This is a genomic window from Thalassococcus profundi (genome assembly GCF_003344785.1).
GTDB classification, from domain to species: Bacteria; Pseudomonadota; Alphaproteobacteria; order Rhodobacterales; family Rhodobacteraceae; genus Puniceibacterium; species Puniceibacterium profundi.
In genome coordinates this window covers 378,597-401,574 of record NZ_QPMK01000003.1, presented here as the reverse complement: position 1 = coordinate 401,574, position 22,978 = coordinate 378,597, and the positions used below count along the sequence as shown (strand labels likewise).

29 protein-coding genes are annotated in these 22,978 nt (G+C 66.9%); 15 read left to right on the top strand and 14 right to left on the bottom strand.

Features of this window, described 5'->3' with window-relative positions; translation table 11 throughout:
* The first annotated feature begins 171 nt into the window (after positions 1 to 171).
* The 3 genes from DU478_RS06160 to DU478_RS06150 are packed head-to-tail and all read left to right on the top strand — an operon-like array spanning position 172 to position 2,260.
* Positions 172 to 1,302 (top strand): bifunctional 2-C-methyl-D-erythritol 4-phosphate cytidylyltransferase/2-C-methyl-D-erythritol 2,4-cyclodiphosphate synthase, encoded by a 1,131-nt coding sequence (locus tag DU478_RS06160; RefSeq protein ID WP_114510060.1) that lies wholly within the window; start codon positions 172 to 174, stop codon positions 1,300 to 1,302.
* Positions 1,299 to 1,784 carry a phosphatidylglycerophosphatase A family protein gene (locus DU478_RS06155; RefSeq protein WP_114510059.1) on the top strand — a complete coding sequence of 162 codons (486 nt, stop codon included), beginning with the start codon at positions 1,299 to 1,301 and terminating at the stop codon, positions 1,782 to 1,784. The genes DU478_RS06160 and DU478_RS06155 overlap by 4 nt, the downstream gene beginning before the upstream one ends.
* Positions 1,781 to 2,260, top strand: coding sequence for a CinA family protein (locus DU478_RS06150; RefSeq protein WP_114510058.1), 480 nt, complete (start codon positions 1,781 to 1,783; stop codon positions 2,258 to 2,260). Before DU478_RS06155 ends, DU478_RS06150 begins: the two co-directional genes overlap by 4 nt.
* 108 nt (positions 2,261 to 2,368) lie before the next feature.
* On the opposite strand, the gene DU478_RS06145 is transcribed toward DU478_RS06150, so the two are convergent.
* Positions 2,369 to 2,812 (bottom strand): type II toxin-antitoxin system RatA family toxin, encoded by a 444-nt coding sequence (locus tag DU478_RS06145; protein WP_114510057.1) that lies wholly within the window; start codon positions 2,810 to 2,812, stop codon positions 2,369 to 2,371.
* A gap of 67 nt (positions 2,813 to 2,879) precedes the next feature.
* On the opposite strand from DU478_RS06145, the gene hpt reads away from it, so the two are divergent.
* The 4 genes from hpt to DU478_RS06125 all read left to right on the top strand — a co-directional run bounded on the left by hpt (position 2,880) and on the right by DU478_RS06125 (position 5,064).
* Positions 2,880 to 3,431, top strand: coding sequence for a hypoxanthine phosphoribosyltransferase (gene hpt / locus DU478_RS06140; protein ID WP_114510056.1), 552 nt, complete (start codon positions 2,880 to 2,882; stop codon positions 3,429 to 3,431).
* The gene (locus DU478_RS06135) at positions 3,428 to 3,613 is read left to right on the top strand and encodes a hypothetical protein (RefSeq protein WP_114510055.1); all 186 of its coding nucleotides are present in this window, start codon (positions 3,428 to 3,430) and stop codon (positions 3,611 to 3,613) included. Before hpt ends, DU478_RS06135 begins: the two co-directional genes overlap by 4 nt.
* 89 nt (positions 3,614 to 3,702) lie before the next feature.
* Positions 3,703 to 4,164, top strand: a complete 462-nt coding sequence (locus DU478_RS06130) for a c-type cytochrome (protein WP_114510054.1) — start codon at positions 3,703 to 3,705, stop codon at positions 4,162 to 4,164.
* Positions 4,165 to 4,173: 9 nt separating this feature from the next.
* Positions 4,174 to 5,064, top strand: coding sequence for a cytochrome c (locus tag DU478_RS06125; RefSeq protein ID WP_114510053.1), 891 nt, complete (start codon positions 4,174 to 4,176; stop codon positions 5,062 to 5,064).
* Positions 5,065 to 5,172: 108 nt separating this feature from the next.
* Here DU478_RS06125 and lipA read toward each other — a convergent pair whose 3' ends face one another.
* Positions 5,173 to 6,123, bottom strand: coding sequence for a lipoyl synthase (gene lipA, locus DU478_RS06120; protein WP_114510052.1), 951 nt, complete (start codon positions 6,121 to 6,123; stop codon positions 5,173 to 5,175).
* A 169-nt stretch (positions 6,124 to 6,292) separates the two neighbouring features.
* On the bottom strand, positions 6,293 to 7,408 hold the full coding sequence (locus DU478_RS06115; protein ID WP_233501132.1) for a DUF6456 domain-containing protein: 1,116 nt from the start codon (positions 7,406 to 7,408) through the stop codon (positions 6,293 to 6,295).
* Positions 7,409 to 7,633: 225 nt separating this feature from the next.
* Between DU478_RS06115 and DU478_RS06110 the strand changes: the two genes are divergently transcribed.
* A complete protein-coding gene (locus tag DU478_RS06110; RefSeq protein WP_114510051.1) occupies positions 7,634 to 7,942 on the top strand; it encodes a DUF6477 family protein in 309 nt (102 codons plus the stop codon).
* Here DU478_RS06110 and DU478_RS06105 read toward each other — a convergent pair.
* The 3 genes from DU478_RS06105 to DU478_RS06095 form a co-directional block, all read right to left on the bottom strand.
* Positions 7,935 to 9,479 (bottom strand): trimethylamine methyltransferase family protein, encoded by a 1,545-nt coding sequence (locus tag DU478_RS06105; RefSeq protein ID WP_114510050.1) that lies wholly within the window; start codon positions 9,477 to 9,479, stop codon positions 7,935 to 7,937. The two genes, DU478_RS06110 and DU478_RS06105, sit on opposite strands and share 8 nt — an antisense overlap.
* A 595-nt stretch (positions 9,480 to 10,074) precedes the next feature.
* A complete protein-coding gene (locus DU478_RS06100; protein WP_114510049.1) occupies positions 10,075 to 10,431 on the bottom strand; it encodes a Lin0512 family protein in 357 nt (118 codons plus the stop codon).
* Positions 10,428 to 10,772 carry a Lin0512 family protein gene (locus tag DU478_RS06095; protein ID WP_114510048.1) on the bottom strand — a complete coding sequence of 115 codons (345 nt, stop codon included), beginning with the start codon at positions 10,770 to 10,772 and terminating at the stop codon, positions 10,428 to 10,430. The genes DU478_RS06100 and DU478_RS06095 overlap by 4 nt, the downstream gene beginning before the upstream one ends.
* Positions 10,773 to 10,840: 68 nt before the next feature.
* Here DU478_RS06095 and guaA point away from each other — a divergent pair, with 68 nt between their 5' ends.
* The 7 genes from guaA to DU478_RS23545 all read left to right on the top strand — a co-directional run bounded on the left by guaA (position 10,841) and on the right by DU478_RS23545 (position 17,500).
* Positions 10,841 to 12,403, top strand: coding sequence for a glutamine-hydrolyzing GMP synthase (guaA, locus tag DU478_RS06090; RefSeq protein ID WP_114510047.1), 1,563 nt, complete (start codon positions 10,841 to 10,843; stop codon positions 12,401 to 12,403).
* The gene (locus DU478_RS06085) at positions 12,394 to 12,663 is read left to right on the top strand and encodes a putative quinol monooxygenase (protein WP_114510046.1); all 270 of its coding nucleotides are present in this window, start codon (positions 12,394 to 12,396) and stop codon (positions 12,661 to 12,663) included. Before guaA ends, DU478_RS06085 begins: the two co-directional genes overlap by 10 nt.
* A 127-nt stretch (positions 12,664 to 12,790) precedes the next feature.
* Entirely contained in the window at positions 12,791 to 13,660 is an 870-nt protein-coding gene (locus DU478_RS06080) for a DMT family transporter (protein ID WP_114510045.1), read from the top strand.
* Positions 13,661 to 13,773: 113 nt separating this feature from the next.
* A complete protein-coding gene (locus DU478_RS06075; RefSeq protein WP_158545750.1) occupies positions 13,774 to 15,093 on the top strand; it encodes an outer membrane protein transport protein in 1,320 nt (439 codons plus the stop codon).
* Between the two features lie 241 nt (positions 15,094 to 15,334).
* A complete protein-coding gene (locus DU478_RS06070; RefSeq protein WP_233501131.1) occupies positions 15,335 to 16,243 on the top strand; it encodes a DMT family transporter in 909 nt (302 codons plus the stop codon).
* 67 nt (positions 16,244 to 16,310) lie between these two features.
* Positions 16,311 to 17,180 carry an ATPase gene (locus DU478_RS06065; RefSeq protein WP_114510042.1) on the top strand — a complete coding sequence of 290 codons (870 nt, stop codon included), beginning with the start codon at positions 16,311 to 16,313 and terminating at the stop codon, positions 17,178 to 17,180.
* 188 nt (positions 17,181 to 17,368) lie between these two features.
* On the top strand, positions 17,369 to 17,500 hold the full coding sequence (locus DU478_RS23545; protein WP_267897086.1) for a hypothetical protein: 132 nt from the start codon (positions 17,369 to 17,371) through the stop codon (positions 17,498 to 17,500).
* Between the two features lie 57 nt (positions 17,501 to 17,557).
* Here the strand turns inward: DU478_RS23545 and DU478_RS06060 are convergent, their stop codons facing one another.
* The 8 genes from DU478_RS06060 to secF form a co-directional block, all read right to left on the bottom strand.
* Positions 17,558 to 18,106: a DsbE family thiol:disulfide interchange protein gene (locus DU478_RS06060; RefSeq protein ID WP_114510041.1), complete on the bottom strand. Its 549-nt coding sequence runs from the start codon at positions 18,104 to 18,106 to the stop codon at positions 17,558 to 17,560.
* Entirely contained in the window at positions 18,099 to 18,257 is a 159-nt protein-coding gene (gene ccmD / locus DU478_RS06055; protein ID WP_114510040.1) for a heme exporter protein CcmD, read from the bottom strand. The genes DU478_RS06060 and ccmD overlap by 8 nt, the downstream gene beginning before the upstream one ends.
* Positions 18,254 to 18,982 carry a heme ABC transporter permease gene (locus DU478_RS06050; protein ID WP_114510039.1) on the bottom strand — a complete coding sequence of 243 codons (729 nt, stop codon included), beginning with the start codon at positions 18,980 to 18,982 and terminating at the stop codon, positions 18,254 to 18,256. The genes ccmD and DU478_RS06050 overlap by 4 nt, the downstream gene beginning before the upstream one ends.
* Positions 18,983 to 19,581: 599 nt before the next feature.
* On the bottom strand, positions 19,582 to 20,238 hold the full coding sequence (gene ccmB, locus DU478_RS06045) for a heme exporter protein CcmB (protein WP_114510038.1): 657 nt from the start codon (positions 20,236 to 20,238) through the stop codon (positions 19,582 to 19,584).
* Positions 20,235 to 20,849, bottom strand: coding sequence for a heme ABC exporter ATP-binding protein CcmA (ccmA, locus tag DU478_RS06040; RefSeq protein ID WP_114510037.1), 615 nt, complete (start codon positions 20,847 to 20,849; stop codon positions 20,235 to 20,237). The genes ccmB and ccmA overlap by 4 nt, the downstream gene beginning before the upstream one ends.
* A 50-nt stretch (positions 20,850 to 20,899) precedes the next feature.
* Entirely contained in the window at positions 20,900 to 21,253 is a 354-nt protein-coding gene (locus tag DU478_RS06035; protein WP_114510036.1) for an Mth938-like domain-containing protein, read from the bottom strand.
* A gap of 1 nt (position 21,254) precedes the next feature.
* Positions 21,255 to 22,016, bottom strand: a complete 762-nt coding sequence (locus DU478_RS06030) for a sulfite exporter TauE/SafE family protein (protein WP_114510035.1) — start codon at positions 22,014 to 22,016, stop codon at positions 21,255 to 21,257.
* Positions 22,009 to 22,977 carry a protein translocase subunit SecF gene (secF, locus tag DU478_RS06025; protein WP_114510034.1) on the bottom strand — a complete coding sequence of 323 codons (969 nt, stop codon included), beginning with the start codon at positions 22,975 to 22,977 and terminating at the stop codon, positions 22,009 to 22,011. The genes DU478_RS06030 and secF overlap by 8 nt, the downstream gene beginning before the upstream one ends.
* Between the last annotated feature and the right edge of the window lies 1 nt (position 22,978).

Here is a 22,978-nt window from a genome sequence, read left to right as displayed (position 1 = left end):
TCGCTTATTCCTTGTGCACCGTCTCAGCGCTAGCCTGCGCCCCGGCATCCTACAATATCTGCGGGATATATTGCGCCCACCACGGACACAAATGCCTAATTTTTCGGCACAACCCGCGGCACCGTTGCGCAGCCGCCGCGCAAACCCTACACCCGGGTCAAGGAGACACCCATGACCATCGCCGCCTTGATCGTGGCCGCCGGGCGCGGCACCCGTGCCGGGGGACCGGTGCCGAAGCAGTGGCAGATGCTGGCGGGCGCTCAGGTGGCGCGCTGGACGCTCAGGGCGTTCTCTCGGATGGACCGGTGCGTGGTGGTTGTCCACCCGGACGATATGGAGACCGCGAAGACGGCAGCCAAGGGGATCGACTGCACTTTCGTGCCAGGCGGCGCGGACCGCGCGGCCTCGGTCCGGCTGGGGCTGGAGGCGCTGGCAGAGGACCCGCCCAGGCTGGTGCTGATCCACGACGTCGCGCGGCCCTGCGTCAGCCCCGAGATCATCGCCGAGGTGATCGCCGCGCTGGACACGGCAAAGGCCGCCGCCCCCGCCCTGCCCGTGACCGACGCGCTCTGGACCGGCGACGCCGGCCGGGTGACCGGCACTCGCGACCGCGACGGGCTTTACCGCGCGCAGACACCGCAGGGGTTCCGCTTCGACGCCATCCTCGCCGCCCACCGCGCGCATCCCGGCGGCGCCGCCGATGACGTGGCCGTGGCCCGCGCCGCCGGGCTTGACGTCGCCATCACCGAAGGGTCAGAGCAAAACCTCAAGATCACCACGCCCGCGGATTTCGCCCGCGCGGCCCGGATACTGGAGCAGGGATTGGATATACGGCTGGGAAACGGGTTCGACGTGCACGCCTTCGCGGAGGGCGACCACGTGATGCTCTGCGGCGTCGCGGTGCCGCATGAGCGCGGGCTGTCGGGCCATTCCGACGCGGACGTCGGCATGCACGCGCTGACCGATGCGATCTATGGCGCTTTGGCGGATGGCGACATCGGCCAGCATTTCCCGCCCTCGGATCCGCAGTGGAAAGGCGCCGAAAGCCACGTTTTCCTGTCCCATGCGGTGGCGCGCGCCGCCGCGCGCGGTTACGCTGTCGGGAACGTGGACGTGACGCTGATCTGCGAAGAGCCCAAGATCGGGCCGCACGCGGCGGCGATGCGCGCGGCACTTGCGGCGATCATCGGCATCGAAGCGGGCCGTGTGTCGGTCAAGGCGACCACGTCGGAACGCCTGGGCTTTACCGGGCGCAAGGAAGGGATCGCGGCAATGGCAACGGCCACCCTGGTGACAGCATGAAGTGGGTCGCCTCCTTTTTCGGCATCGGCTTCCTGAGCCCCGGACCCGGCACCTGGGGATCGCTGGCGGCGCTGCCGGTGGCCTGGGGTCTGCATCAGCTGGGCGGCTTCTGGTTCCTGCTGAACATGACCTTTTTCGTCTTCGTCACGGGCTGGATGGCAACGCAGAAGATCACCGCCGGCGGCACCGATCACGACCCGTCCTGGATCGTCATCGACGAAGTGGTCGGCCAGTGGATCGCCCTCTTTCCAGTGAGTTACGGGGCGATGATGATGCAGGCCGACATCACGCGGCTGTGGCCGGGCTGGATCGTGGCCTTTGTGATGTTCCGGGTCTTCGACATCTGGAAACCCTGGCTGGTGGGCCGTGCCGACCGCCGCGGCGACGCGCTGGGGGTGATGCTGGACGACGTGGTGGCGGGCGTCTTTGCGGCGATCGTCGTGATCGTGCTGGCGGGTCTCGCGCACAGGGTGCTGATGTGACCGAGAGCCTGTCGCAGTCCATCCTCGCCACCGCCCGCGACAAGGGCGCGACGGTGACCTGCGCCGAAAGCTGCACCGGCGGCAAGGTCGCGGCGGCACTGACGGACGTCGCGGGCTCCTCGGCGATCTTCGAACGCGGCTTCGTCACCTACTCCAACGCCGCCAAGACCGACATGCTGGGAGTTTTCCCGGACACGCTGGCGGCGCACGGCGCCGTGTCGGAACAGGTGGCGCGGGAGATGGCCCTGGGTGCGCGGCGGCTGTCGGGGGCGGATGTGGCGGTGGCGATCAGCGGCATCGCCGGGCCAGGCGGGTCCGAGCACAAGCCCGAGGGCCGGGTCTGCTATGCGCTGGCGACGGCTTCGGGCACGCTCAGCCAGACCGTGGAGCATGGCGCGCTGGGCCGCGCCGCGGTACGCGCGGCGGCGACGCTGCATGCGCTGACGCTGGTACAGACGGCGCTGGACGAGATGTAAGCGCGCTCACCTCGTCTCGATCGAAAAACCTCTTTCTCGTCATAGCATTGGACGGCAAACCTCACCCTTCGGATGAGCAGCGCGGTACCATTGCGCGGCCCAGACAGGTCAACCGTAAAGCTGCGCCGCCCGCCGTTCGAAGGCGCGCACGATGCGTTGCATCGCCTCGTTGAACACCAGCCCGATGATTCCCTGCAGCATGGCGTTCTTGAATTCGAAATCGACGAAGAAGGACACTTCGCACCCGCCTTCCACATCCCGGAAGGCCCAGTTCGACTTCATGTAGCGGAACGGCCCGTCGAGGTATTCGGTGTCGATCTTCATGTCCTCGGGCCAGAGCGTCACGCGGCTGCCGAACCGTTCGCGGAACACCCGGAAGCTGATTACCAGATCCGCCAGCATCACCGTCGCCGCGCCCTCCTCTTTGGTGGAGCGGATGCGCGCCGCGGCGCACCACGGCAGGAACTCCGGGTAGGAGCCGACATCGGCGACAAGATCGTACATCTGCTGCGCGGTATAGGGCAGCTTTCGGGTTTCGGAATGGGTTGGCATCGGTCCCCGTTTTCGTCATGAGTCTGTGCCATGTCGTACGCCAAGTACGGAAATTCAAGGGAAAGCCATGACTCAGCGTCCTTATGTCATCGACGAGATGATCTCGGCCAAGGCCATCGCCGCGCGGATCGAGGCGCTCTGCGTGAAGATCGACGCAGAGTTTTCGGACACCGACAAGCTGGTGGTGGTGGGGCTGTTGCGCGGGTCCTTCGTCTTTATCGCGGACCTGGTGCGCGAGCTCGACCTGCCGGTCGAGGTGGATTTCCTCGAAGTCTCCTCCTACGGCAACGAGATGCAGTCGAGCCGCGAGGTGCGGGTGCTCAAGGACCTGCGGTCGGGGATCGAGCGCCGCGACGTGCTGGTGGTCGAGGATATCGTCGACACCGGCCACACGCTGAGCCATGTGACGGCGCTTCTGAGGTCGCGCAAGCCCGCACGCCTGCGCACCATCGCGCTGCTGGACAAGCCATCGCGGCGCGAGGTGGATTTCCGCGCCGACTGGATCGGCTTCGAGATCCCGGACGAATTCGTCGTGGGCTACGGCATCGACTACGCGCAGCGCAACCGGAACCTGCCCTATATCGGCAAGGTTCGGTTCACCGGCGAGGCGGAGTCGTGAACTGGTTCCACCTGCTGCGCATGGCACGCTGGGCGCGCAACCCGCCCTCTGCGGGCAAGGTCAAGCTGGTGCTGGCGATCATCGCGGTTTGTCTGGGGCTTTATGCCGTCGAACGCTGGGTCGGCTGGCCCGAGGCGCTGAGCGTCGAGGGCACGCGGGCGCCGATGCGGGTGAGCCCCTGAACTGCCCCCGCGCTCGCCAAGCTGTGATCGGCATTGCCCGGGGACTGCGGCATACTAGGTGACGTTAGGTTCATTCAGGGAGACCGATTATGCTCAAGACATCCGCCATGGCCGTTTGCGCCGCCGCCCTTCTGGCATCCCCCGCCCTTGCCCAGGAAGATTTTTCCGACGTGCTCAAGGCGCGTCAGGGGCAGTTCCGCATCATGGCGCTGAACCTCGGCATCCTCGGCGGCATGGCCAAGGGAGAGGTCGCGTATGACACCGAATCTGCACAAGCCGCCGCGGATACGCTTGTCGCGGTGTCGATGATCCAGCAGGGTCCGCACTGGCCCGAGGGCAGCGACGAGATGGCCATCGACGGCACCCGCGCCCTGCCCGCCATCTGGGAGAATTTCGACGATTTCGTCACCAAATGGGAAGGCTTCGGCACCGCCGCCGCGAACATGCAGGAGGTCGCTGCCACCGGGCAGGAGGCGCTTGGCCCGGCGCTGGGTCAGATCGGCGATGCCTGCAAGGCCTGCCACGACGACTATCGCGCCTCGCAGAACTAAGCCGCCGGCATGCGCAAGGGAGTGATTTTGCTTGCGGCGCTTGCCGTGGCCGTGCTTGCGGGCGGGCTTTGGATCACCCGCGCCGTGCCGCTGCCCGAGAGCGCGGTGCCGGAGAGCGCGGGCGATGCGGCCGCGGGCGAACAGGTCTTCGTCGCGGCCGGATGCGCCTCCTGCCACCACGCGCCGGAGGCCGAGGGCGATGCCAAGCGGGTGCTCGCGGGCGGACAAAGATTTCCCAGCGATTTCGGAACCTTCGTGGCGCCCAACGTCTCTCCGCACCCCGAGGCCGGGATCGGGACATGGTCGCTGGCGCAATTCGCCAGCGCCGTGCAGCGCGGCGTCTCGCCCGAGGGCGCCCATTACTACCCGGCCTTCCCCTATACCGCCTATGCCCGCATGACCGCTCAGGACGTGGCCGATCTCTGGGCCTTCTGGCAGACCCTGCCACCCGATGCGACGCCGAGTGCGGCGCACGAGGTCGGGTTTCCCTTCAACATCCGCCGCTCGCTGGGTGTGTGGAAGACGCTCTACCTGCGCGAGGACTGGGTGATGGAGGAGGTCCCGGACGCGACGGTGGACCGCGGGCGGTACCTTGTCGAGGCGCTGGCCCATTGCGGCGAATGCCACACCCCGCGCGACGCGCTCGGCGGGCTGGAGCGCGACGCCTGGCTGGGTGGCGCGCCAAACCCCAACGGGCGCGGCACGATCCCGGACCTGCGCCCAGGCGCGCTCGACTGGAGCGCGACCGACATCGCCTACTACCTCGAAAGCGGCTTCACCCCGGATTTCGATTCCGCCGGCGGGCACATGGTGGCGGTGATCGAGAATTTCGCGCAGCTTCCTGCTGAGGATCGTGCGGCGGTGGCGGCCTATCTCAAGGCCCTGCCCGGCGGGGAGTGATCCGGCTGCGCCGGATACGAGAGGCGCTGCCTCTCGTGCTCTCCGGAGTTTATTGGCAAGATGAAGGGGCGCCCCGTGTCGGACGGCGGCGCATCGGGATCGGGCGGGTCAGGCCTTGGCGAGCCGGGCTTCGCGGGCTGCGCGCAGGCGTGCGAAGTCGTCGCCGGCGTGGTAGGACGACCGGGTGAGCGGCGTGGCCGAGACCATCAGGAAACCCTTGCCGTAGGCGGCCTTTTCGTAGCCCGCGAATTCCTCGGGGGTGACGAAGCGATCCACGGCGTGGTGCTTGGGCGTCGGTTGCAGGTACTGGCCGATGGTCAGGAAGTCGACATCGGCGGCGCGCATGTCCTCCATCACCTGCATCACCTGCTGGCGGCCTTCGCCCAGCCCCACCATGATGCCAGACTTGGTGAAGATCGACGGATCGAGTTCCTTGACCCGCTGCAGCAGGCGCAGGGAGTGGAAGTAGCGCGCGCCGGGACGCACCGAGGGATAGAGCCCGGGCACGGTTTCGAGGTTGTGGTTGAAGACGTCGGGTTTCGCCGCCACCACGGTTTCCAACACCGAGGGCGCGCATTTCAGGAAATCCGGCGTCAGGATTTCGATCGTGGTGCCGGGGCTGCGGTGCCGGATCGCGCGGATGGTCTGGGCGAAGTGGTCGGCGCCGCCATCCTCGAGATCGTCGCGGTCCACGGAGGTGATGACGACGTGATTCAGACCGAGCTTCTGCACCGCGTCGGCGACGCGGCCGGGCTCGAACACGTCGAGCGTGTCGGGCCGGCCGGTGGCGATATTGCAGAAGGTGCAGCCGCGGGTGCAGATGTCGCCCATGATCATCATGGTGGCGTGACCCTGGCTCCAGCATTCGCCGACGTTGGGACAGCCCGCCTCTTCGCAGACCGTGACGAGGTTGTGTTCGCGCATGATCTTGCGGGTGTCGGCATAGCCCTGCCCGCCCGGTGCGCGGACGCGGATCCAGTCGGGTTTCTTGGGCTGCGCATTGTCCGGGCGGTGGGCTTTCTCCGGGTGGCGCTGCTGCGGTATCTTGAGGTCTCGCACTGGTCTTTCCCCGTGACGTTCCGTTGTCCTGTCACTAGCATAGGTCACGTGCCGGGGCAGTACCAGTGTCGCATGGCCGCTATGCGTCATGCGGAGGCGTGCGGGGCCGGCGCAGGATCGCCAGGGGCGGTGCATCGGGTGCGGCAGACATCTTGCCGCAGTCTTGTGATCAGCCGATCAGGCCGCCGCCGGGCCCGGTGGTTTCGTCGTAATGGCGCTTGAGGCGCTGCAGTGCGATGCGCAGGACGATCTTGCCCGACCGCGCCGACCAGCCCATGCGCTTTTCCGCCGTCTCGAGCCCTTCGAGGTAGCAGCAGCAGCGCAGCGCGATCTCGGACAGCCCGGGGCCGAGGTCGCGCAGCACGCGGGCAAGCCGCACCCGCGCGCCTTCGACCCCGCGCAGGGGCGCCCGAGGATCGTCCGGACCGACCGGCTGCGACAGGTCCCAGTCGGGCGGCAGCGTCGCCCCGACCTGGGCCAGTTCGAAATCCTCGCGCAGCCGTTCGCCGGCGCTGACCAGCGCGTCCGACAGGAACGGCGCGCCGGTCTTGTCGCGGCGCCGGGCGAGCGCCGTCAGCGGGCTGTCGGACAGGGCGTAGCCCGACCTGCGCCGCTGCGGGCTGTCTTCGGTGTCGTCCAGCGCCGCCTCCAGCGCCCGGCCCGAGGAAAAGGCGGTCTGCGCCTCGGCAAAGCCGCGCAGGCGGCTTTCCTGCTCGGCGAGCAGCCGGCTGAGGGCCGTGCGGCCCAGCGCCGTGATCCGGTAGCGCGAGATCCGGCCCGGAGCGTCGCAGGCGATCCAGTCCTTCAGGGCCATGGCCTGGGCCACGGCGCTGTCGACCACGGCGGTGCGGGCGGTGCCGCCGTCCGCGGTGTCGCGTACCACCACCGCCTTGTCCATCTCGGCCGCCACCGCCAGCACGGCGCCGCTTTCGGAAAGCCGACGCAGGATGCGCCGGGCCTCGCGCGACAGGCGGTTTTCGTCGATCTCTGTTTCCTCGATGCGGGCTATGGCGGTCATGGTCGCGTGGTCCTTTTCCGGGCCGAAAGACGGCGAACGGCGCTGGTATGTCCCGAGGCGGCGCAGCGCCGCGTCGATGAGCGGATCGTCGCGCTGCGCTTCGATCCTGCGGACCTGCCGCAGAACCGTCGACGCATGGCATCCCGCCGCGCGGGCCAGAGCCCGGATCGGAAGTCCCGCTTCGATATGCGCCAGATAATGCCGCGCGTTTTGCGGAACCCAGTCGGGCAGAGACTGCAGCCTGCCGAAATCGCAATGACCGTCCAAATTCCGTCACCCTTCCGTATGTGATGGTTGTCGCACCGTGCCGGTCCGAGGGCGGGCTCAACCTAAAAGTGTACGTGTTACGTGTTTGTTAACAATGTAACGAAAAAATCATCATTGTTGCTAAAGTCTAAACAGTTGTGAAGACGCCGAACGGCGATCGGCCGCGGGACGCAACACCCGATAAACGTGTGTAATTTGGAAATTTCACAATCAAGGAAATGTTCCATGCACGATATTCTGAGCCTGCTCGCCACCCTCAGCCGCCCCCGCCTGCTGGTGCGCGCGGCGCGGTTGGGGGCCAACGACTACCGCCGCCATCCGCACCTGCGGCGGCTGCTGGGCAGCCACGCCCTGCCCGGGCACGGCGCGTCGGTCATGCGTCTGCTGGAGATCGAGGCCGAGTTCGACGAACAGCGCCGCAGCCGCGACGCCGCCTATTCGGTCAGCGATCACGTCGAGGTGCTGAGCGCGGTGATGGGCGAGGCCCGGCTGTTGCGCGCCCAGCTTTCCGCCGGGCGCGACGCGGTTACATGAAGGCGTCGGGCGCTTCGGCCTTCTTTTGGGCCACGAAGGCCTCGAGCGCCTCGGCGATGGCCGGATCGAGCGCCGGCTGCTGGTAGGTCTCCAGCTGCCGTTTCACCCGTACGCTGGCCAGCGCCATGGTGTCGCGCGCGCCCTCCTCGCTCCAGGTTTCGAAGGGCTTGTAGTCGAAGAGGTCCGAGCGCCAGAACGCGGTCTTGAAATTCGCCTGGGTGTGCGCGCAGCCCAGGTAATGCCCGCCGGGGCCGACCTCGCGGATGGCATCCATGGCCTGAGCGTTCTCGTCGATGTCGACGCCGCGGGCCAGGTGATGCAGGCAGCCCAGCTGGTCCGCGTCCATGACGAATTTCTCGTAGGAGGAGACCAGCCCGCCTTCGAGCCAGCCGCAGGAATGCAGCATGAAGTTCACCCCCGCCAGCAGCCCCATGTTGAGGCTGTTCGCGGTCTCGTAGGCGGCCTGTGCATCCGGCAGCTTCGAGCCACAGAACGACCCCGCCGACCGGTAGGGCAGTCCAAGGCGCCGGGCCAGCTGGCCCGCACCGTAGGTGATGTGCGCAGCTTCGGGCGTCCCGAAGGTGGGGGCACCCGAGTTCATGTCGATCGAGGTCACGAAGGCGCCCATGATCACCGGCGCGCCGGGGCGGACGATCTGCGAATAGGCGATGCCCGCGAGGCATTCCGCCATCACCTGCGTCAGGGTGCCCGCCACCGACACCGGCGCCATGGCGCCGCCGACGATGAAGGGGCTGATGATGCAGGCCTGGTTGTTGGCGGCATAGACCTCGAGCGCGCCCATCATCGTGTCGTCGAAGGTCATCGGCGAGTTGATGTTGATGAGCGAGGTCATCACCGTGTTCTGCTGCACGAACTCCTCGCCGAAGAGGATCTTGCACATGTCGACGCTGTCCTGGGCGCGGCTGGGTTCGGTGACCGAGCCCATGAACGGCTTGTCGGACAGGGTCATGTGCGCCAGCAGCATGTCGAGGTGGCGCTTGTTCACGGGGATGTCGGTGGGTTCGCAAACCGTGCCGCCGGAGTGGTGCAGCCACTTCGACATGTAGCCCAGCTTCACGAAGTTGCGGAAATCCTCGATCGTGGCATAACGGCGGCCCTTTTCGACGTCATGCACGAAGGGCGGGCCGTAGACCGGCGCCAGCACCAGGTTCTTGCCGCCGATGACCACGTTGCGCTCGGGGTTGCGGGCGTGCTGGGTGAATTCCTTGGGCGCGGTGGCGCAGAGCTTTTTGGCCAGGCCGCGCGGGATGCGCACGCGCTCGCCGTCCACCTCGGCGCCTGCGGCGCGCCAGCGGTCGAGCGCGGCGGGGTTGTTGACGAAGTTGACGCCGATTTCGGCCAGAACGGTTTCGGCATTGGACTCGATGATGTCGAGCGCCTCTTCGGTCAGGACCTCGAAATTGGGGATGTTGCGCTCGATGTACTTCGCGGTCTCGACGCTGACGGCGGACCGTTCCGCCCGCCGCGCCGCTCCGCCGCCGCCGCGTGTCCTGCGCCGTGTCTCTGCCTCTGCCATGATCCGCATCCTTGTCCCTGCACCCGGATCCGTCCCCGGGGTTGAGGGCGGTTCTATCGCGCGTGCGCGGAGGGCCATTTGCGATTTGCGCCGTTTCAGGGGGGAAAGCGACATTGGCGGGGGCAAGCGGGGTTGGTTCCGGGCGTGGACCGGGGGCGAGACCTCGCCCGGCAGCCAGCGGGGTGCCGCTCGGTCTTATCCGCTGCGTGCTTTATCCCAGCCACATCCGGACGACCGCGAGGCGTAGCGCCAAGACCAGCCAAAGCGGCAGCCCGGGGGGGCTGGCTGCCGCTGCCCGGCGGCTGCAAGCAGCCTTGATTCCGGGCGGGGACGCGGGTCCAATGTCGCCCGGCAGCCAGCGGGATGCCGCGACCGACCGCTCCGCTCGGCATTTCATGCCTGCACCATCCGGACGACCACGAAGATTGGCACCAGGCTCAAACAAAGCGGCAGCCCGTCTCGCCAGAGGCGAGCCGCTTTAGGGGAGCGCACCTCCGGTGCGTCTGCCTGGCTGCCGCTGCCCGGCGGCCGCAAGCGGCCTTGGCTCCGGACGAGGGCGCGCACCGGGCTTAGGATCTGATAAAGCCGGCACCGCCTACCCCCGCAGCCGCCACCCCTTCTGTTCGGGCAGGAACACCTCGATTGCAGCGGAGGCCACCACCGTCACCTCCCCGGTCTCCGGGTTCACGACATCCATGCCCCCCTGAACCGCCCGCACCGTCACGGTCCCGCGCGGCATCGCCGCCGCCAGGGCGTGGCAATCCACCGCGTCGGGCTGCGCCACGGCCACTGTCACGCGGACCTCCATCTGGCGATGATCCATCCCCAGCGCCGGAAGAATCGGCAGCGACGAATGCCGCATCGCGTCCTCGATGGCCCGGCTCGCCGCCTTGGTATAGTCCTGACCGTGCAGGTCGTTGCCCATGCCCATCTCGATGATCATCCGCCTCATGCCGCACGCTCCATGTCGAAGCTCACCGACAGGGCCACGTTGGCGATCACTGTCGCATTCCCCTCTCCTTCGGGTCGCGGGATGTCGAGCCCGCCGAAGACAACCCGCACCTGCGGCTGGCCGTAGGGGAAGAGCGCCGCAATCGCCGCCACATCCACCGCCTCGGGCTGCTGCACGCCGATCTGCACGTCGATGATCATGTCCGCCTTGTCGAAGCCGAAAAGCTCCGCCAGGTTGATCGAATTGTGCCACAGCGCGTCCCGCACCGCGCGCGCGGCGGCCTCGGTATAGTCGCCCCGGCGCAGCGATGTGCCCATTCCGAATTCCGTCAGCAGTCGCATGGCCCGTTTCTCCTTAGCGGCGTCGCGGCGCTTATTGCACTTTCGCAAGCGCCTGCCTATCAGAGCATATGATTCAGACCCAGCACGACCGCCTCCTCATCATCGACTTCGGCTCCCAGGTGACGCAGCTGATCGCGCGGCGCCTGCGTGAACTGAACGTCTATTGCGAAATCCATCCGTTCAACCTGGTGACGGATGCCTTCCTCGACGACTTCGCCCCGAAGGCGGTGATCCTCTCCGGCGGACCCGCATCGGTCATCGACGAAGGCTCCCCCCGTCCGCCCGCCAGGGTCTTCGAGCTGGGCGTGCCGGTGTTGGGCATCTGCTACGGCCAGCAGGTGATGATGCAGATGCTGGGCGGCAAGGTCGAGCGCGGCCAGGGCACCGCCGAATTCGGCCGCGCCTACGTGAAGCCCACCGAGGACCGGATCGACCTGCTCAAGGGCTGGTTCCTCGAGGAGCGCGAACAGGTCTGGATGAGCCACGGCGATCATGTAAGCCGGATCGCGCCCGGTTTCGCCGTCTACGGCACGTCGCCCCATGCGCCTTTCGCGGTCACCGCCGACCTCGACCGCCGCTTCTATGCCGTGCAGTTCCACCCCGAAGTGCATCACACCCCGAACGGCAAGACGCTCTACGAGAATTTCGTCAAGGACGCGGGGTTCAACGGCGACTGGACGATGGATGCCTACCGCGAGGAAGCGATCCGCAAGATCCGCGAACAGGTGGGCGACAAGAAGGTCATCTGCGCCCTCTCGGGGGGCGTCGACAGCTCCGTCGCGGCGGTGCTGATCCACGAGGCGATCGGCGACCAGCTGACCTGCGTCTTCGTCGATCACGGCCTGATGCGGCTGAACGAGGCGCAGGAAGTCGTCACCATGTTCCGCGAGCACTACAACCTGCCGCTGATCCACGCCGATGAATCCGAGCTGTTCCTGGGCAAACTGGACGGCGTCAGCGACCCCGAGACCAAGCGCAAGATCATCGGCGGGCTCTTCATCGACGTCTTTCAGAAATATGCCAACGAGATCGAGGGCGCGGAATTCCTGGCTCAGGGCACGCTTTATCCGGACGTGATCGAAAGCGTCAGCTTTTCCGGCGGGCCCTCTGTCACCATCAAGAGCCACCACAACGTGGGTGGCCTGCCCGAGAAGATGGGGCTGAAACTGGTGGAGCCGCTGCGCGAGCTCTTCAAGGACGAGGTGCGCGCGCTGGGGCACGAGCTGGGCCTGCCGGCAAGCTTCATCGGCCGCCACCCCTTCCCCGGTCCGGGGCTTGCCATCCGCTGCCCCGGCGAGATCACCCGCGAAAAGCTCGAGATCCTGCGCAAGGCGGATGCGGTCTATATTGACCAGATCCGCAAGCACGGGCTTTACGACGAGATCTGGCAAGCCTTCGTCGCGATCCTGCCGGTGCGCACCGTGGGCGTCATGGGCGACGGGCGGACCTACGATTTCGCCTGCGCGCTGCGCGCCGTCACCTCGGTCGACGGGATGACCGCGGATTACTATCCGTTCAGCCACGATTTCCTTGGCGAGACCGCGACGCGGATCATCAACGAAGTGCCGGGCATCAACCGCGTCACCTATGACATCACCAGCAAACCGCCGGGCACCATCGAATGGGAGTGACCCTGACCGGAACGCTGACCTGCCCGCCCGAAAGGGTCGAGGACCTGCGCGCGGCCCTGCCCGATCACATCCGGCTGACACGGGCCGAGCCGGGCTGCGAAGCGTTCGACGTGACCGAGACGCGCACAGGCGTGTTTTCAGTATCGGAACGCTTTGCCGACCGCGCCGCATTTGACGCGCACCAGGCACGGGCTGCCCGCAGCCCCTGGGCCGAGATCACCCGCGGCCTGCCGCGCGACTACACGGTGGTCGAGGCATGAGCGACGCCACCGGAATTCTCGAGATTTCCGACCCGTTTTCTACGCAGAAAACGGCGTCGCGGTCCGGTCCGGCTGATACCGGCCTTTGCCCGGTTTCGATCCCGCGCCCGCGCCCCCGGGAGCCGCAATGACCGATACACTCCGCGCCTGCCTCTGGATGTCCGGGGCGATCGTCTCCTTCACCTCCATGGCCATTGCCGGCCGGGCGGTGAGCCTCGACCTCGATACCTTCGAGATCATGATGTACCGCAGCCTGATCGGCGTGGGGATCGTGATCGTGGCCGCAACGCTCGCGGGCACACGCCACCAGATCACCCGCCGCAGCCTCGGCACCCATGCGATCCGCAACCTCTTTCACTTCACCGGACAGAACCTGTGGTTCTATGCCATCGCGGTCATTCCGCTGGCGCAGGTCTTCGCGCTGGAGTTCACCTCGCCGCTCTGGGTCATGCTGCTGTCGCCGCTGATCCTGGGCGAACGGCTCACCCGGACGCGGGCCATCGCCGCCGTCTTCGGCTTCATCGGCATCCTGATCGTCACCCGGCCCAGCCCCGAGACCTTTCACATCGGGCTGGTGGCGGCGGCCTGCGCGGCCATCGGTTTCGCCGGGTCGGCGGTCTTTACGCGCAAGCTCACCCGGACCGAGACGATCACCTGCATCCTTTTCTACCTCACGGTGATGCAATCGGTCTTCGGTATTCTCTGCGCCGGGATCGACGGCGACATCGCCCTGCCCTCTGCGGCCAACTGGCCCTGGATCGTGCTCATCGCCTGCGCGGGGCTCGTCGCGCATTTCTGCCTGACCACCGCGCTGGGGCTTGCGCCCGCCACGGTTGTGATGCCCATCGACTTCATCCGGCTGCCGGTGATCGCGCTTGTCGGCTGGGCGCTTTATGCCGAAGCGCTCGATCCGCTGGTGCTTTTGGGGGCTGCTGTGATCTTCGGCGCCAACTACTTCAATATCTGGCACGAAACACGATCCGTTACAAAAAGGTGACGCTGCGTTGCGATGCGTCACCATGACGTACGGTCAAAATTGACGCATTTGCGATGCGCCGCGTAGTTTCCACCCAGAGGAGAACAACCGACTTTGGGATGAGGGTCACTCTTATGAAAAGAACACTGCTTTGCGCCTCGGCGCTCGCACTCGGCGCCGGTTCGGCCATGGCAGGCGGCCTCGACCGTTCGGGCCAGAGCGTCCTGGCGATCTTCGACGCGAACAACACCACCAGCGTCAGCTTCGGCCACGTCATGCCCAGCGTCACCGGTGAAGACGCCGCCGGCAACGATTACGACGTCGGCGAGGATTACCAGCAGTATGGCTTCAGCTATACCAACCAGATCAACGAGCAGTTCAACTACTCGCTGATCTTCGACCAGCCCTATGGCGCCGATGTCGACTACAACAACAACCCCGCGACCAGCGCGCTTGGCGGCACCTTCGCCGACCTGAACAGCCGCGCGCTGACCTTCGTGGGCCGCTACAAGGTCACCGACCGCTTCAGCGTCTTCGCCGGCATCAAGGCCGAGCAGGTGAACGCCGAGGTGGGTCTGAACGGCACCGCCTACCGCACGCCGATCGCCTTGGGCGCCGCGGCCGCCACGGCGAACAATACCTTCGGCACCTCGAACATCACGCCGCAGCTTCTGGGCGCCAATGCCGGCCTCGCAGGGGCGGCCGCACAGGCCCAGGCGGCCGGTGTGCTCGACTCCTTCCTGCCGCCGGTTCCGGTCGGCGGCGGCGCCACGGCGCCCGCCTCGGCTGTCCTCGCGAACCAGACCAACGGCGCGCTCACCAACTTCTTCCCGACCGGCGGCTACCGCTTCGAGATGGAGGACGACACCCGGCCGGGCTACCTGATCGGTGCGGCCTACGAGATCCCCGACATCGCCCTGCGCTTTGCCGCCACCTACCATTTCGAGATCGAGCACAAGGCCGACACGACCGAACGCCTGCTGGGCCAGACCATCCGCGACGAAGTGGAATACGTGACACCGCAGTCGCTGAACCTGGAATTCCAGACCGGCATCGCCGAAGGCACGCTGCTGACCGCGGGCTATCGCTGGACCGAGTTCTCGGCCGTCGACGTGGTGCCCACCGCCTTGGGCGCGGACCTCGTGAACCTGGAGGACAGCCACCGCTACACCCTGGGCGTGGGCCGGCAGTTCAACGACAAGTTCGCCGGGTCGATCACACTGATCTACGAACCCGAAGGCGACAGCGACACCGTGTCGCCGCTGGGACCGACCGACGGCCAGTTCGGCGTGACCCTGGGCATGCGCTACGTCAACGGTCCGTTCAACATCTCGGGCGGCATCAACTACACCAAGCTCGGCGATGCGGATGCGGGCGTGCAGGATGTGGCCGTGGCTTCCTTCGAGGACAACTCGGTGGTCGGCATCGGCTTCAAGGCGCAGATGAACTTCTGATCACAGAGCCCTGTTTCGGAAATAAAAGCGGCCCGCGAATTCGAATTCGCGGGCCTTTCCTGTTTGCGCAGGTTTCGGGTCGGACGCGGGGCTCGGCTGGCCTATGGATGTACCCGCCAGGCTCGGAATCGCGCCGGTGGCGCGATACGAGAGACGCTGTCTCTCGTGCTCTCTGGAGGTTTATCGGCAAGATGAAGGAGGGGCGAATGGAGGCCTTGTGCGTGATGAACGGCGGTGCGGCGTGAAACAGGCGTCGCTGTCGCCGCGCGCCTGGGCCGAGTTGTCGTTGCTGGCGCTCATCTGGGGCGGGTCGTTCCTGGCCATCCGCACGGCGCTGGACGAGATCGGGCCGCTGACCTCGGTGCTGCACCGGACCTTCTGGGCGATGCTGGTGCTCTGGGCGGTGGTTCTGCTGCGTCGCCAGCCGCTGCCGCGCGGCCTTCGGATCTGGGGGGCGTTCTGGGTGATGGGCCTGCTGAACAACGTGCTGCCCTTTTCGCTCATGGCGTGGGGGCAGCTGCACATCGCCACCGGCCTCACCTCGATCTTCAACGCGGCCACGGCGATCTTCGGCGTGCTGGTCGCGGCGGCGGTCTTTGCCGACGAGCGCCTGAGCCTGCGGCGCGGGCTGGGCGTGGCCCTGGGCTTTGCCGGGGTGGCGACGGCGATCGGGCTGGACACTCTCACGCAGATCGACATCCGCAGTCTGGCGCAGCTGGCGGTGCTGGCCGGAACGCTGTCCTATGCCTGCGCCGGGGCCTGGGCCCGGGTGCATCTGCGCGGCGTGCCGCCTCTGGTGGCGGCGGCGGGCATGCTCACCGCGTCGACTCTGATGATGGGTCCGCTGGCCGTTCTGGTCGAGGGGCCGCCATCGCTGGACCTGAGCCTGCGCAGCTGGGCTGCCATCGGCTATTACGCGGTTCTGGCCACGGCGCTGGCTTATCTGCTGTATTATCGCGTGCTGGCGATGGCCGGGTCCGGCAACCTGCTTCTGGTGACGCTGCTGATCCCGCCGGTGGCGATCACCCTGGGCGCGCTGCTGCGCGACGAGGCGCTGGCGCCGCAGGCCTATACCGGCTTCGCGCTTCTGGCGCTGGGGTTGCTGGTGCTCGATGGCCGCATCTTCGCCCGGGGTGCCAAGAGGGTTTGACGCCTGCCCCGGCTCTGGCTACCACACCGGGCAGACCCCGTCCCGCCCCGGCGCAAAGGCCCGACCCATGATCTACGACACCGCCGCCCAATGGCATGCCGCCCCGGCCAAGCGCGTCGTGCTTTTCGCCATGTCAGGGCTGGGCAAGACGCATGTGTCGAACCTTCTGCGCGAGGCCGGCGGCTGGTTTCATTACTCCATAGATTACCGCATCGGCACGCGCTACATGGGCGAATACATCGCCGACAACGCCAAGCGCGAGGCGATGAAGGTGCCGTTCCTGCGCGATCTGCTGATGACCGATTCGATCTACATTGGGTCCAACATCACCTTCGACAACCTGTCGCCCGTGTCGACATACCTCGGCAAGCCCGGCGATCCGGCGCGCGGCGGCATGGCCATGCATGTCTACAAACGCCGCCAGGACCAGTTCGCGCAAGCCGAGAAGCAGGCGCTGCTCGACACCTCATACTTCATCGACCGGGCCGAGGACCTTTACGGCTATCCGCATTTCGTCTGCGACACGGGCGGTTCGATCTGCGAATGGGTCGATCCCGAGGACCCCGCCGACCCGATCCTGACCGAGCTTGCGCGCCGCTGCCTGCTGGTCTGGATCGAGGGCAGCGAGGCCCATACCGAAGAGCTGATCCGCCGCTTCGACCGGGCGCCCAAGCCCATGGCCTACCAGCCGCAGTTCCTGGCGCGTGTCTGGGCGGAGTATCTCGAAACCCACGACCTGACCGAAGAGGCGGTGGACCCCGACGCCTTCATCCGCTGGACCTATGCGCAGGCGCTGGCGCACCGGCAGCCACGCTACGAAGCCATGGCGCGGCACTGGGGCGTGACCGTGCCGGCGGCCGAGATGGCCGCGGTGCGCAGCCCGGCGGATTTCGACACCGTCATCGGCACCGCGTTGGAGCGTCGCGCCGCGTCCTGACGGTTCCATCCGTCACCGGCCAAAAGCGCCCGCCTGCCCGTTTTTCCGCCGACGCGCCGCGGCGCTTTTGCAATTTCCTGCCCATCGCCGGCCTGCCCCGCACGTGACCCGAGACGAATCACGTCGCACTGCGTAAATGCGATTCAGGCCCTCCACCAACGAGGGGGCCACAGCAGAGGCAGACCAAAATGAAGTTCAAGCTTGTCACCATCGTTCAGGCCGCCGCTCTTGCGCTGCTCAGCGTGTTCGGCGCCTTTGCCGCCACACACAACCCTCCGGCCTGTGCCAAGACGCAGGTGGAGACCGTCTGCGAGCTCTGATCCGGGCTCGACGAGGGAAAACTTGCGCGGCCTCCGGAGCGATCCGGGGCCGCGTCTTCACATGGAATCCGGCGCGGTCGCGTCCTGCAGGGCGGGCAGGAATCGCTGCTCGTAATCGCTGCCGACCAGCGGTCCGGCAAAGCGGAAAAGCACGGTGCCGTCGCCATCCACGATAAAGGTCTCGGGCGGCGCGGTGACGCCCCAGTCGATGGCCGTGCGGCCCTGCGGGTCGAAAGCCACGGCGGCGAAGGGATTGCCGTCGTCGTCGAGGTAGCGTTCGGCCGCCCCGGCAGTATCCTTGAAGTTGACGCCGACGATCTGCATGCCCTCGGCCTGCATCTCCAGCAACTTCGGGTGTTCGGCGCGACAGGGCGGGCACCAGCTGGCCCAGAAGTTCACCAGCGTGACCTCGCCCGATTGCAGCATCCCCGGCTCCAGTCCCGGGAAATCGGCCAGCGTCTCTTCGGTGATCGCGGGGGCCGGCTGGCCGACGCGGGTCGATGGCAGGCCCTGCGGGTCTTCGCGGAACATACCGGTGTAGAACAGCGTCGCCAGACCCGCGAAGACCAGCGGTGGCAGCACCACCAGGGGAGAGATCCTAGCCATTGCGCTTGCTCCTTTGTTCGACCCGCTCAAGCTCCGCCCGGACCCGGCGCGCGCGCCAGAGGCTGAGCGCGACCAGCAGCACGATAAGCGCCAGCGACACCGCGTAGGACGACAGCACGGCGCCCGCGTATTTGCCCAGATCGGGGATCATGCGCGCTGCTCCCGTGCCAGAAGCGCCCGGGTGCGGCGGGCACGGATTTCGGTCTGGGTGCGCAGGAAGACCAGCGCCACGAACAGCAGCACGAAGCCCGCGATGCACACGAGCAACGGGAAATAGAAGACATCCGCCACGTTTTCCTCCTTGTCGAGGCTGAGGGATGCGCCCTGGTGCAGCCCCTGGTTCCAGAAGTTGACCGCGTAGCGCGACAGCAGTGCGAAGACCGACCCGACGAGGCAGAGGATCGACGTGAGGTCGGCGGCGGTGTCGTCATCCTCGATCGCGGACCAGAGCGCCATGTAGCCCAGGTAGAACAGGAACAGGATCAGGAAGGACGTGAGTCGCGGGTCCCAGGCCCACCAGGTCCCCCACATCGGCTGTCCCCAGATCGCGCCCGTGGCCAGAGCGATCACGGTCATGGTGGCGCCCACGGGGGCGGCGGCCTTCGCGGCGAGGGCGCTGACGTGGTGGCGGCGGACGATCCAGATCAGCGAGGTCACCAGCATCATCAGCCAGGCGTTGATCGCCATCAGCGCCGAGGGCACGTGCAGGTAGATGATCTTGACCGTCGAACCCTGTCGGAAATCGTCCGGGGTGAAGAAGAACCCCCAGACCAGCCCGACGACGAGGCAGGCCAGTGCCAGCCACGAGACCCAGGGCAGGACGGTATCCGTGGTGCGGATGAACTTGACCGGGTTGGCGTATTCCCAAAGCGACATGTGCGGCGATTTCCCTCTGCTCCCTGCTGTTTAGATGACTTGGAGGCGGTCGGAAAGCCAAGGTGACAGTTCCGCGCGGGGTTGTGACCCTGCGAAAGCGGTGGCGCGCTGCCGGCAGACGGCGGTGAGGCGATTCTGGCGGGCCGTTTCGCGCTTTCATTCCACCCTACGGACACGGATGAGCGGCGAGAACGGCACCGGTCCGAAAGCCTCCCGTGCCGCGCCATCGCCAGACCGCGGGATGGCGACCCTCCCGTACAGCTTCGCGCTTTATGCCCGAAGTCTCCGTACGCCACACACGCTCCGAGTGGACGGCAGCCAATCGCCAGCCCGGGGGGCGGTCTGGCGATGGCGCGGCACCTGCGGTGCTGTTCGCGCCGGGGCGCTCTGCTCAACGCAGGTTGATCCTGTGAAGGAATGCAGGGGCTAACGCATTAAATCGTAGGATTGCGACCGCTCCTTTCAGCATTGCGGTTTCTCCTCAACCCACTGCGCTTCCCGGATGCTCCGAGCGGACGGCACCCAATCGCCAGCCCGGGGGGCGGTCTGGCGATGGCGCGGCACCTGCGGCGCTGTTCGCGCCGGGCACTTCCTCGTTCTCAGCGCAGGTTGATCCGCAGCACCGCCGCCGAGGCGAAGGGCAAGAGCGCCAGCACGCCGCAGGAAATCCCGGCCAGCATCAGCAGCGGGGTGGACACCGCCAGCCCCTCTGCGCCGCGCCGCGCCACCTCGGCGCCGAAGATCAGGGTCGGCACGTAAAGTGGCAGGACCAGCAGCGACAGCAGCAGTCCGCCGCGCTTGATCCCCACGGTCAGCGCCGCGCCGAAGGTGCCGATCACCGACAGCGCCGGCGTGCCGAGCGCCAGCGACACCACCAGCCAAAGGTATCCCGGCCCCGGCAGGTTCAGCAGCACGCCCAGCACCGGTGCTGCCAGCACCAGCGGCAGGCCGGTGGTGATCCAGTGCGCCAGCGCCTTGACCGTGACGATGCCCTCCATCGGCAGCGGCGCGGTGGCCAGCAAATCGAGCGATCCGTCCTCCCAATCGAGCGCGAGGATGCGGTCGAGCGACAGCAGGCACGCCAGCAGCGCCCCGATCCAGAGCACACCCGGCGCGATCCGCGTGAGCAACGCGGTGTCCGGCCCGACGCCGAAGGGCACCAGCACCGTGACGATCAGGAAGAACGCGAGGCCAAGCCCGAATCCACCCCCGGCCCGCACCGCAAGCTTGAGATCCCGGAGCAGCAGCGCGATCACAGGAACGCCTCGTCGGCGGCGGCGGCCCGCGGCGTGGCGCGGAAGGCCGCGACGTCCAGAACCTCGGCCTCTGCCAGCCCGAGGTCGATATGGGTGGCGAGGACGGCGCTGCCGCCCTGCCCCAGATGCGCCCGCACCGCTGATGCGAAAAGCGCCACCGAGGCGGCATCCAAAGACACCGTGGGTTCGTCCAGCACCCAGACGGGCCGCCCGCTCACCATCAGCCGCGCCAGACCCAGCCGCCGCTTCTGTCCGGCCGACAGGGTGCCCGCCAGCCGGTCGCGCAACTCTTCAAGGTCGAAGGCCGCGACAGCCGCGTCTATGTCCGAGGTTCCGAATACCGAGGCCCAGAACGCCAGGTTCTCGGTCACGCTCAGCATCGCCTTGAGCCCGTCCGCGTGACCCGCATAGGCGATGCGATCCTCCGCGCCTTCGATGCGCCCGGCTTCGGCGGGCTGCAATCCGGCGATGGTGCGCAAAAGCGTCGTCTTTCCGGCGCCGTTCGGCCCGCGCAGCACCAACGCCCGGCCCGGCGGCAGGTCGAAAGCCACGCCGTCCAGCACCGGCACGCCGCCGCGCGCGACGCTGAGATCGGAAACCGTCAGATTCATGCCAGAGGCTTAGCGCGTCTCGTTCCCCGGCAAAAGCGCCAAACGCCGGCTCAGACCGGGACGGCGGCCACCGCGACCCGGCGCCCTTCGGACAAGAGCACGTTGTAGGTGCGGCAGGCGGAGGGCGAGTTCATCACCTCGACCCCGATGCCGCTGTCTTCGAGCCGTTGGCGCAGGCTGGTGGGAAGATGCGCGATCTCGGCCCCGGTGCCGACGAAAAGCACATCCACCTCGCCCGCCAGCGCCAGCAGCGTGTCGGCATCCTCGATGCCGCCCCAGCTTTGGGTGCCATTGGCGCTCAGGCAGATGGCGCCTTCGATCGGTTTACCAGCGATACGGAAAAAACCGGGGCCATAGCCATCGACCGGCAGGGCATCGGTGAACGTGACTTCATTGAGGCGCATGTCAGCTTCCTCTATCCCATAAGGGCAAGCCGGAAAGGATTGCCATAGCGATAATAGCATAGGCCACGGCACGATAAAGTCTTTCAAGCTTAGGTTGAAAGAGCCACTGGCCAATCGCCGTACCGATGCCATACGGCACCAAGAGCACCAGTCCAAGCGCCACCGCAGCGCCTGTGAGCGCGCCCTGCACCGCCATGAGCGGCAGCAGCAGAAGGCTGGTCAGGGTCAGAAAGACCACCGCCGTGGCGCGGGACTGCGCCACACTGTCGCGGCCCGCGAGTTGGAACAGCACCATGACCGGCCCCATCAGCCCCGTCGCCCCGCCGACGAACCCCGACGCGCCGCCCACCAGCGCCCGCAGCCGCAGCGTCGGCGCGAGCCGCGTGCGCCACCCGGCCATCAGCGCCACCAGCGTCACCGTGCAGACGCCGACAACCGCCCACCGCAGCAGCGTGACATCCGCGTGGCGCAGCACCCAGATGCCCAGCGATACGGTGATCGTCGCGGTCAGGATCATCACCGACACGCCGCGCCGTTCGACCTGGCCCAGGGCGCGCGGCACAACGGTGACCAGAGACGACAGGGCCGAGACGTTGAAGGCGGCGACGGCGACCTCGATGGGCAGCAGGCGGGCGGCGACCGGCATCACCACCATGGCGGCGCCGAACCCGGCAAAGCCGTAAACGATGCCCGAGATGAAGACCGTCCCGATCAGAAGGCCCAGCCCCGGCAACGCCAGGGCCTCGGCCAGCAGGTCAGGCATCGATGTCGGCGTACTGATTTCCGGCGGTGGCGTCGGGCTTGGTCCAGTCGCGCTTGACCCCAAGCCACAGCAGGATCGCACTGGCCACGAAGATCGACGAATAGGTGCCCACCAGAATGCCCCACATCATCGCGAAGACGAAGCCGCGGATCACGTCGCCGCCCAGCACGAACATGGCGACCAGCGCCAGCATCGTGGTCAGCGAGGTCATGATCGTCCGGCTGAGCGTCTCGTTGATCGAGATGTTCAGCACTTCCTTGAGGTCGCGCTTCTTGTACTTGATCAAGTTCTCGCGCACACGGTCGAAGACCACCACCGTGTCGTTGAGCGAATAGCCCACGATGGTCAGCAGCGCCGCGATGATCGCGAGGTCGAACTTGATCTGAAGCTCGGAAAAGACGCCGATGGTCAGCAGAACGTCATGGACCAGCGCCAGCACCGCGCCCACGGCGAATTGCCATTCGAACCGCAGCCAGATGTAGATGAGCACCGCGCCGATGGCCAGAAGCACCGCGATCACCGCGGTCTGGATCAATTCCCCCGACACCTTGGGACCGACGGATTCCACCGAGGCAAAGGTGATGTCCGGCGCAACCTCGCTCAGCGCCGCCTCGATCTGGGCGATCAGATCGGCCGACACCGCCTCCTGATCGTCCTGTGCCTGTACACGGATCATCGCAACGTTGCGGTCGTCGCCAAAGCTGGGGTCGAAGACCTCGGAAATGGTGATGTCGCCCAGCTCCAGCGGCTGCAGGGCGTCGCGATAGGCGCCCACGTCCACGGCGCTCGGGCTTTCGGTGCGGATCGTCGTGCCGCCCCGGAAGTCGATGCCGTAGTTCAGGCCCTGAAGCAGGAAGGAGACGAAGGCCACGACCATCATCAGCGCCGAAATGCCCAGCCACAGCTTCGAGCGGCCGAAGAAGTCCCAGTTGGTGATCTCGGGTACGAGACGCATGCGCATG

Excerpts from the sequence above, each read along its gene's own strand:
- DU478_RS06030 (WP_114510035.1), bottom strand. The coding sequence starts at position 22,016 with ATGCCTGACCTGCTGGCCGAGGCCCTGGCGTTGCCGGGGCTGGGCCTT.
- DU478_RS06050 (WP_114510039.1), bottom strand. The coding sequence starts at position 18,982 with ATGTCGCTTTGGGAATACGCCAACCCGGTCAAGTTCATCCGCACCACG.
- ccmA (WP_114510037.1), bottom strand. The coding sequence starts at position 20,849 with ATGAATCTGACGGTTTCCGATCTCAGCGTCGCGCGCGGCGGCGTGCCG.
- DU478_RS06100 (WP_114510049.1), bottom strand. The coding sequence starts at position 10,431 with ATGAGGCGGATGATCATCGAGATGGGCATGGGCAACGACCTGCACGGT.
- DU478_RS06035 (WP_114510036.1), bottom strand. The coding sequence starts at position 21,253 with ATGCGCCTCAATGAAGTCACGTTCACCGATGCCCTGCCGGTCGATGGC.
- DU478_RS06095 (WP_114510048.1), bottom strand. The coding sequence starts at position 10,772 with ATGCGACTGCTGACGGAATTCGGAATGGGCACATCGCTGCGCCGGGGC.
- DU478_RS06130 (WP_114510054.1), top strand. The coding sequence starts at position 3,703 with ATGCTCAAGACATCCGCCATGGCCGTTTGCGCCGCCGCCCTTCTGGCA.
- DU478_RS06075 (WP_158545750.1), top strand. The coding sequence starts at position 13,774 with ATGAAAAGAACACTGCTTTGCGCCTCGGCGCTCGCACTCGGCGCCGGT.
- DU478_RS23545 (WP_267897086.1), top strand. The coding sequence starts at position 17,369 with ATGAAGTTCAAGCTTGTCACCATCGTTCAGGCCGCCGCTCTTGCGCTG.
- DU478_RS06160 (WP_114510060.1), top strand. The coding sequence starts at position 172 with ATGACCATCGCCGCCTTGATCGTGGCCGCCGGGCGCGGCACCCGTGCC.
- guaA (WP_114510047.1), top strand. The coding sequence starts at position 10,841 with ATGATTCAGACCCAGCACGACCGCCTCCTCATCATCGACTTCGGCTCC.
- DU478_RS06065 (WP_114510042.1), top strand. The coding sequence starts at position 16,311 with ATGATCTACGACACCGCCGCCCAATGGCATGCCGCCCCGGCCAAGCGC.
- DU478_RS06155 (WP_114510059.1), top strand. The coding sequence starts at position 1,299 with ATGAAGTGGGTCGCCTCCTTTTTCGGCATCGGCTTCCTGAGCCCCGGA.
- DU478_RS06105 (WP_114510050.1), bottom strand. The coding sequence starts at position 9,479 with ATGGCAGAGGCAGAGACACGGCGCAGGACACGCGGCGGCGGCGGAGCG.
- DU478_RS06145 (WP_114510057.1), bottom strand. The coding sequence starts at position 2,812 with ATGCCAACCCATTCCGAAACCCGAAAGCTGCCCTATACCGCGCAGCAG.
- secF (WP_114510034.1), bottom strand. The coding sequence starts at position 22,977 with ATGCGCATGCGTCTCGTACCCGAGATCACCAACTGGGACTTCTTCGGC.
- DU478_RS06125 (WP_114510053.1), top strand. The coding sequence starts at position 4,174 with ATGCGCAAGGGAGTGATTTTGCTTGCGGCGCTTGCCGTGGCCGTGCTT.
- DU478_RS06085 (WP_114510046.1), top strand. The coding sequence starts at position 12,394 with ATGGGAGTGACCCTGACCGGAACGCTGACCTGCCCGCCCGAAAGGGTC.
- ccmD (WP_114510040.1), bottom strand. The coding sequence starts at position 18,257 with ATGATCCCCGATCTGGGCAAATACGCGGGCGCCGTGCTGTCGTCCTAC.
- DU478_RS06110 (WP_114510051.1), top strand. The coding sequence starts at position 7,634 with ATGCACGATATTCTGAGCCTGCTCGCCACCCTCAGCCGCCCCCGCCTG.
- hpt (WP_114510056.1), top strand. The coding sequence starts at position 2,880 with ATGACTCAGCGTCCTTATGTCATCGACGAGATGATCTCGGCCAAGGCC.
- DU478_RS06080 (WP_114510045.1), top strand. The coding sequence starts at position 12,791 with ATGACCGATACACTCCGCGCCTGCCTCTGGATGTCCGGGGCGATCGTC.
- DU478_RS06060 (WP_114510041.1), bottom strand. The coding sequence starts at position 18,106 with ATGGCTAGGATCTCTCCCCTGGTGGTGCTGCCACCGCTGGTCTTCGCG.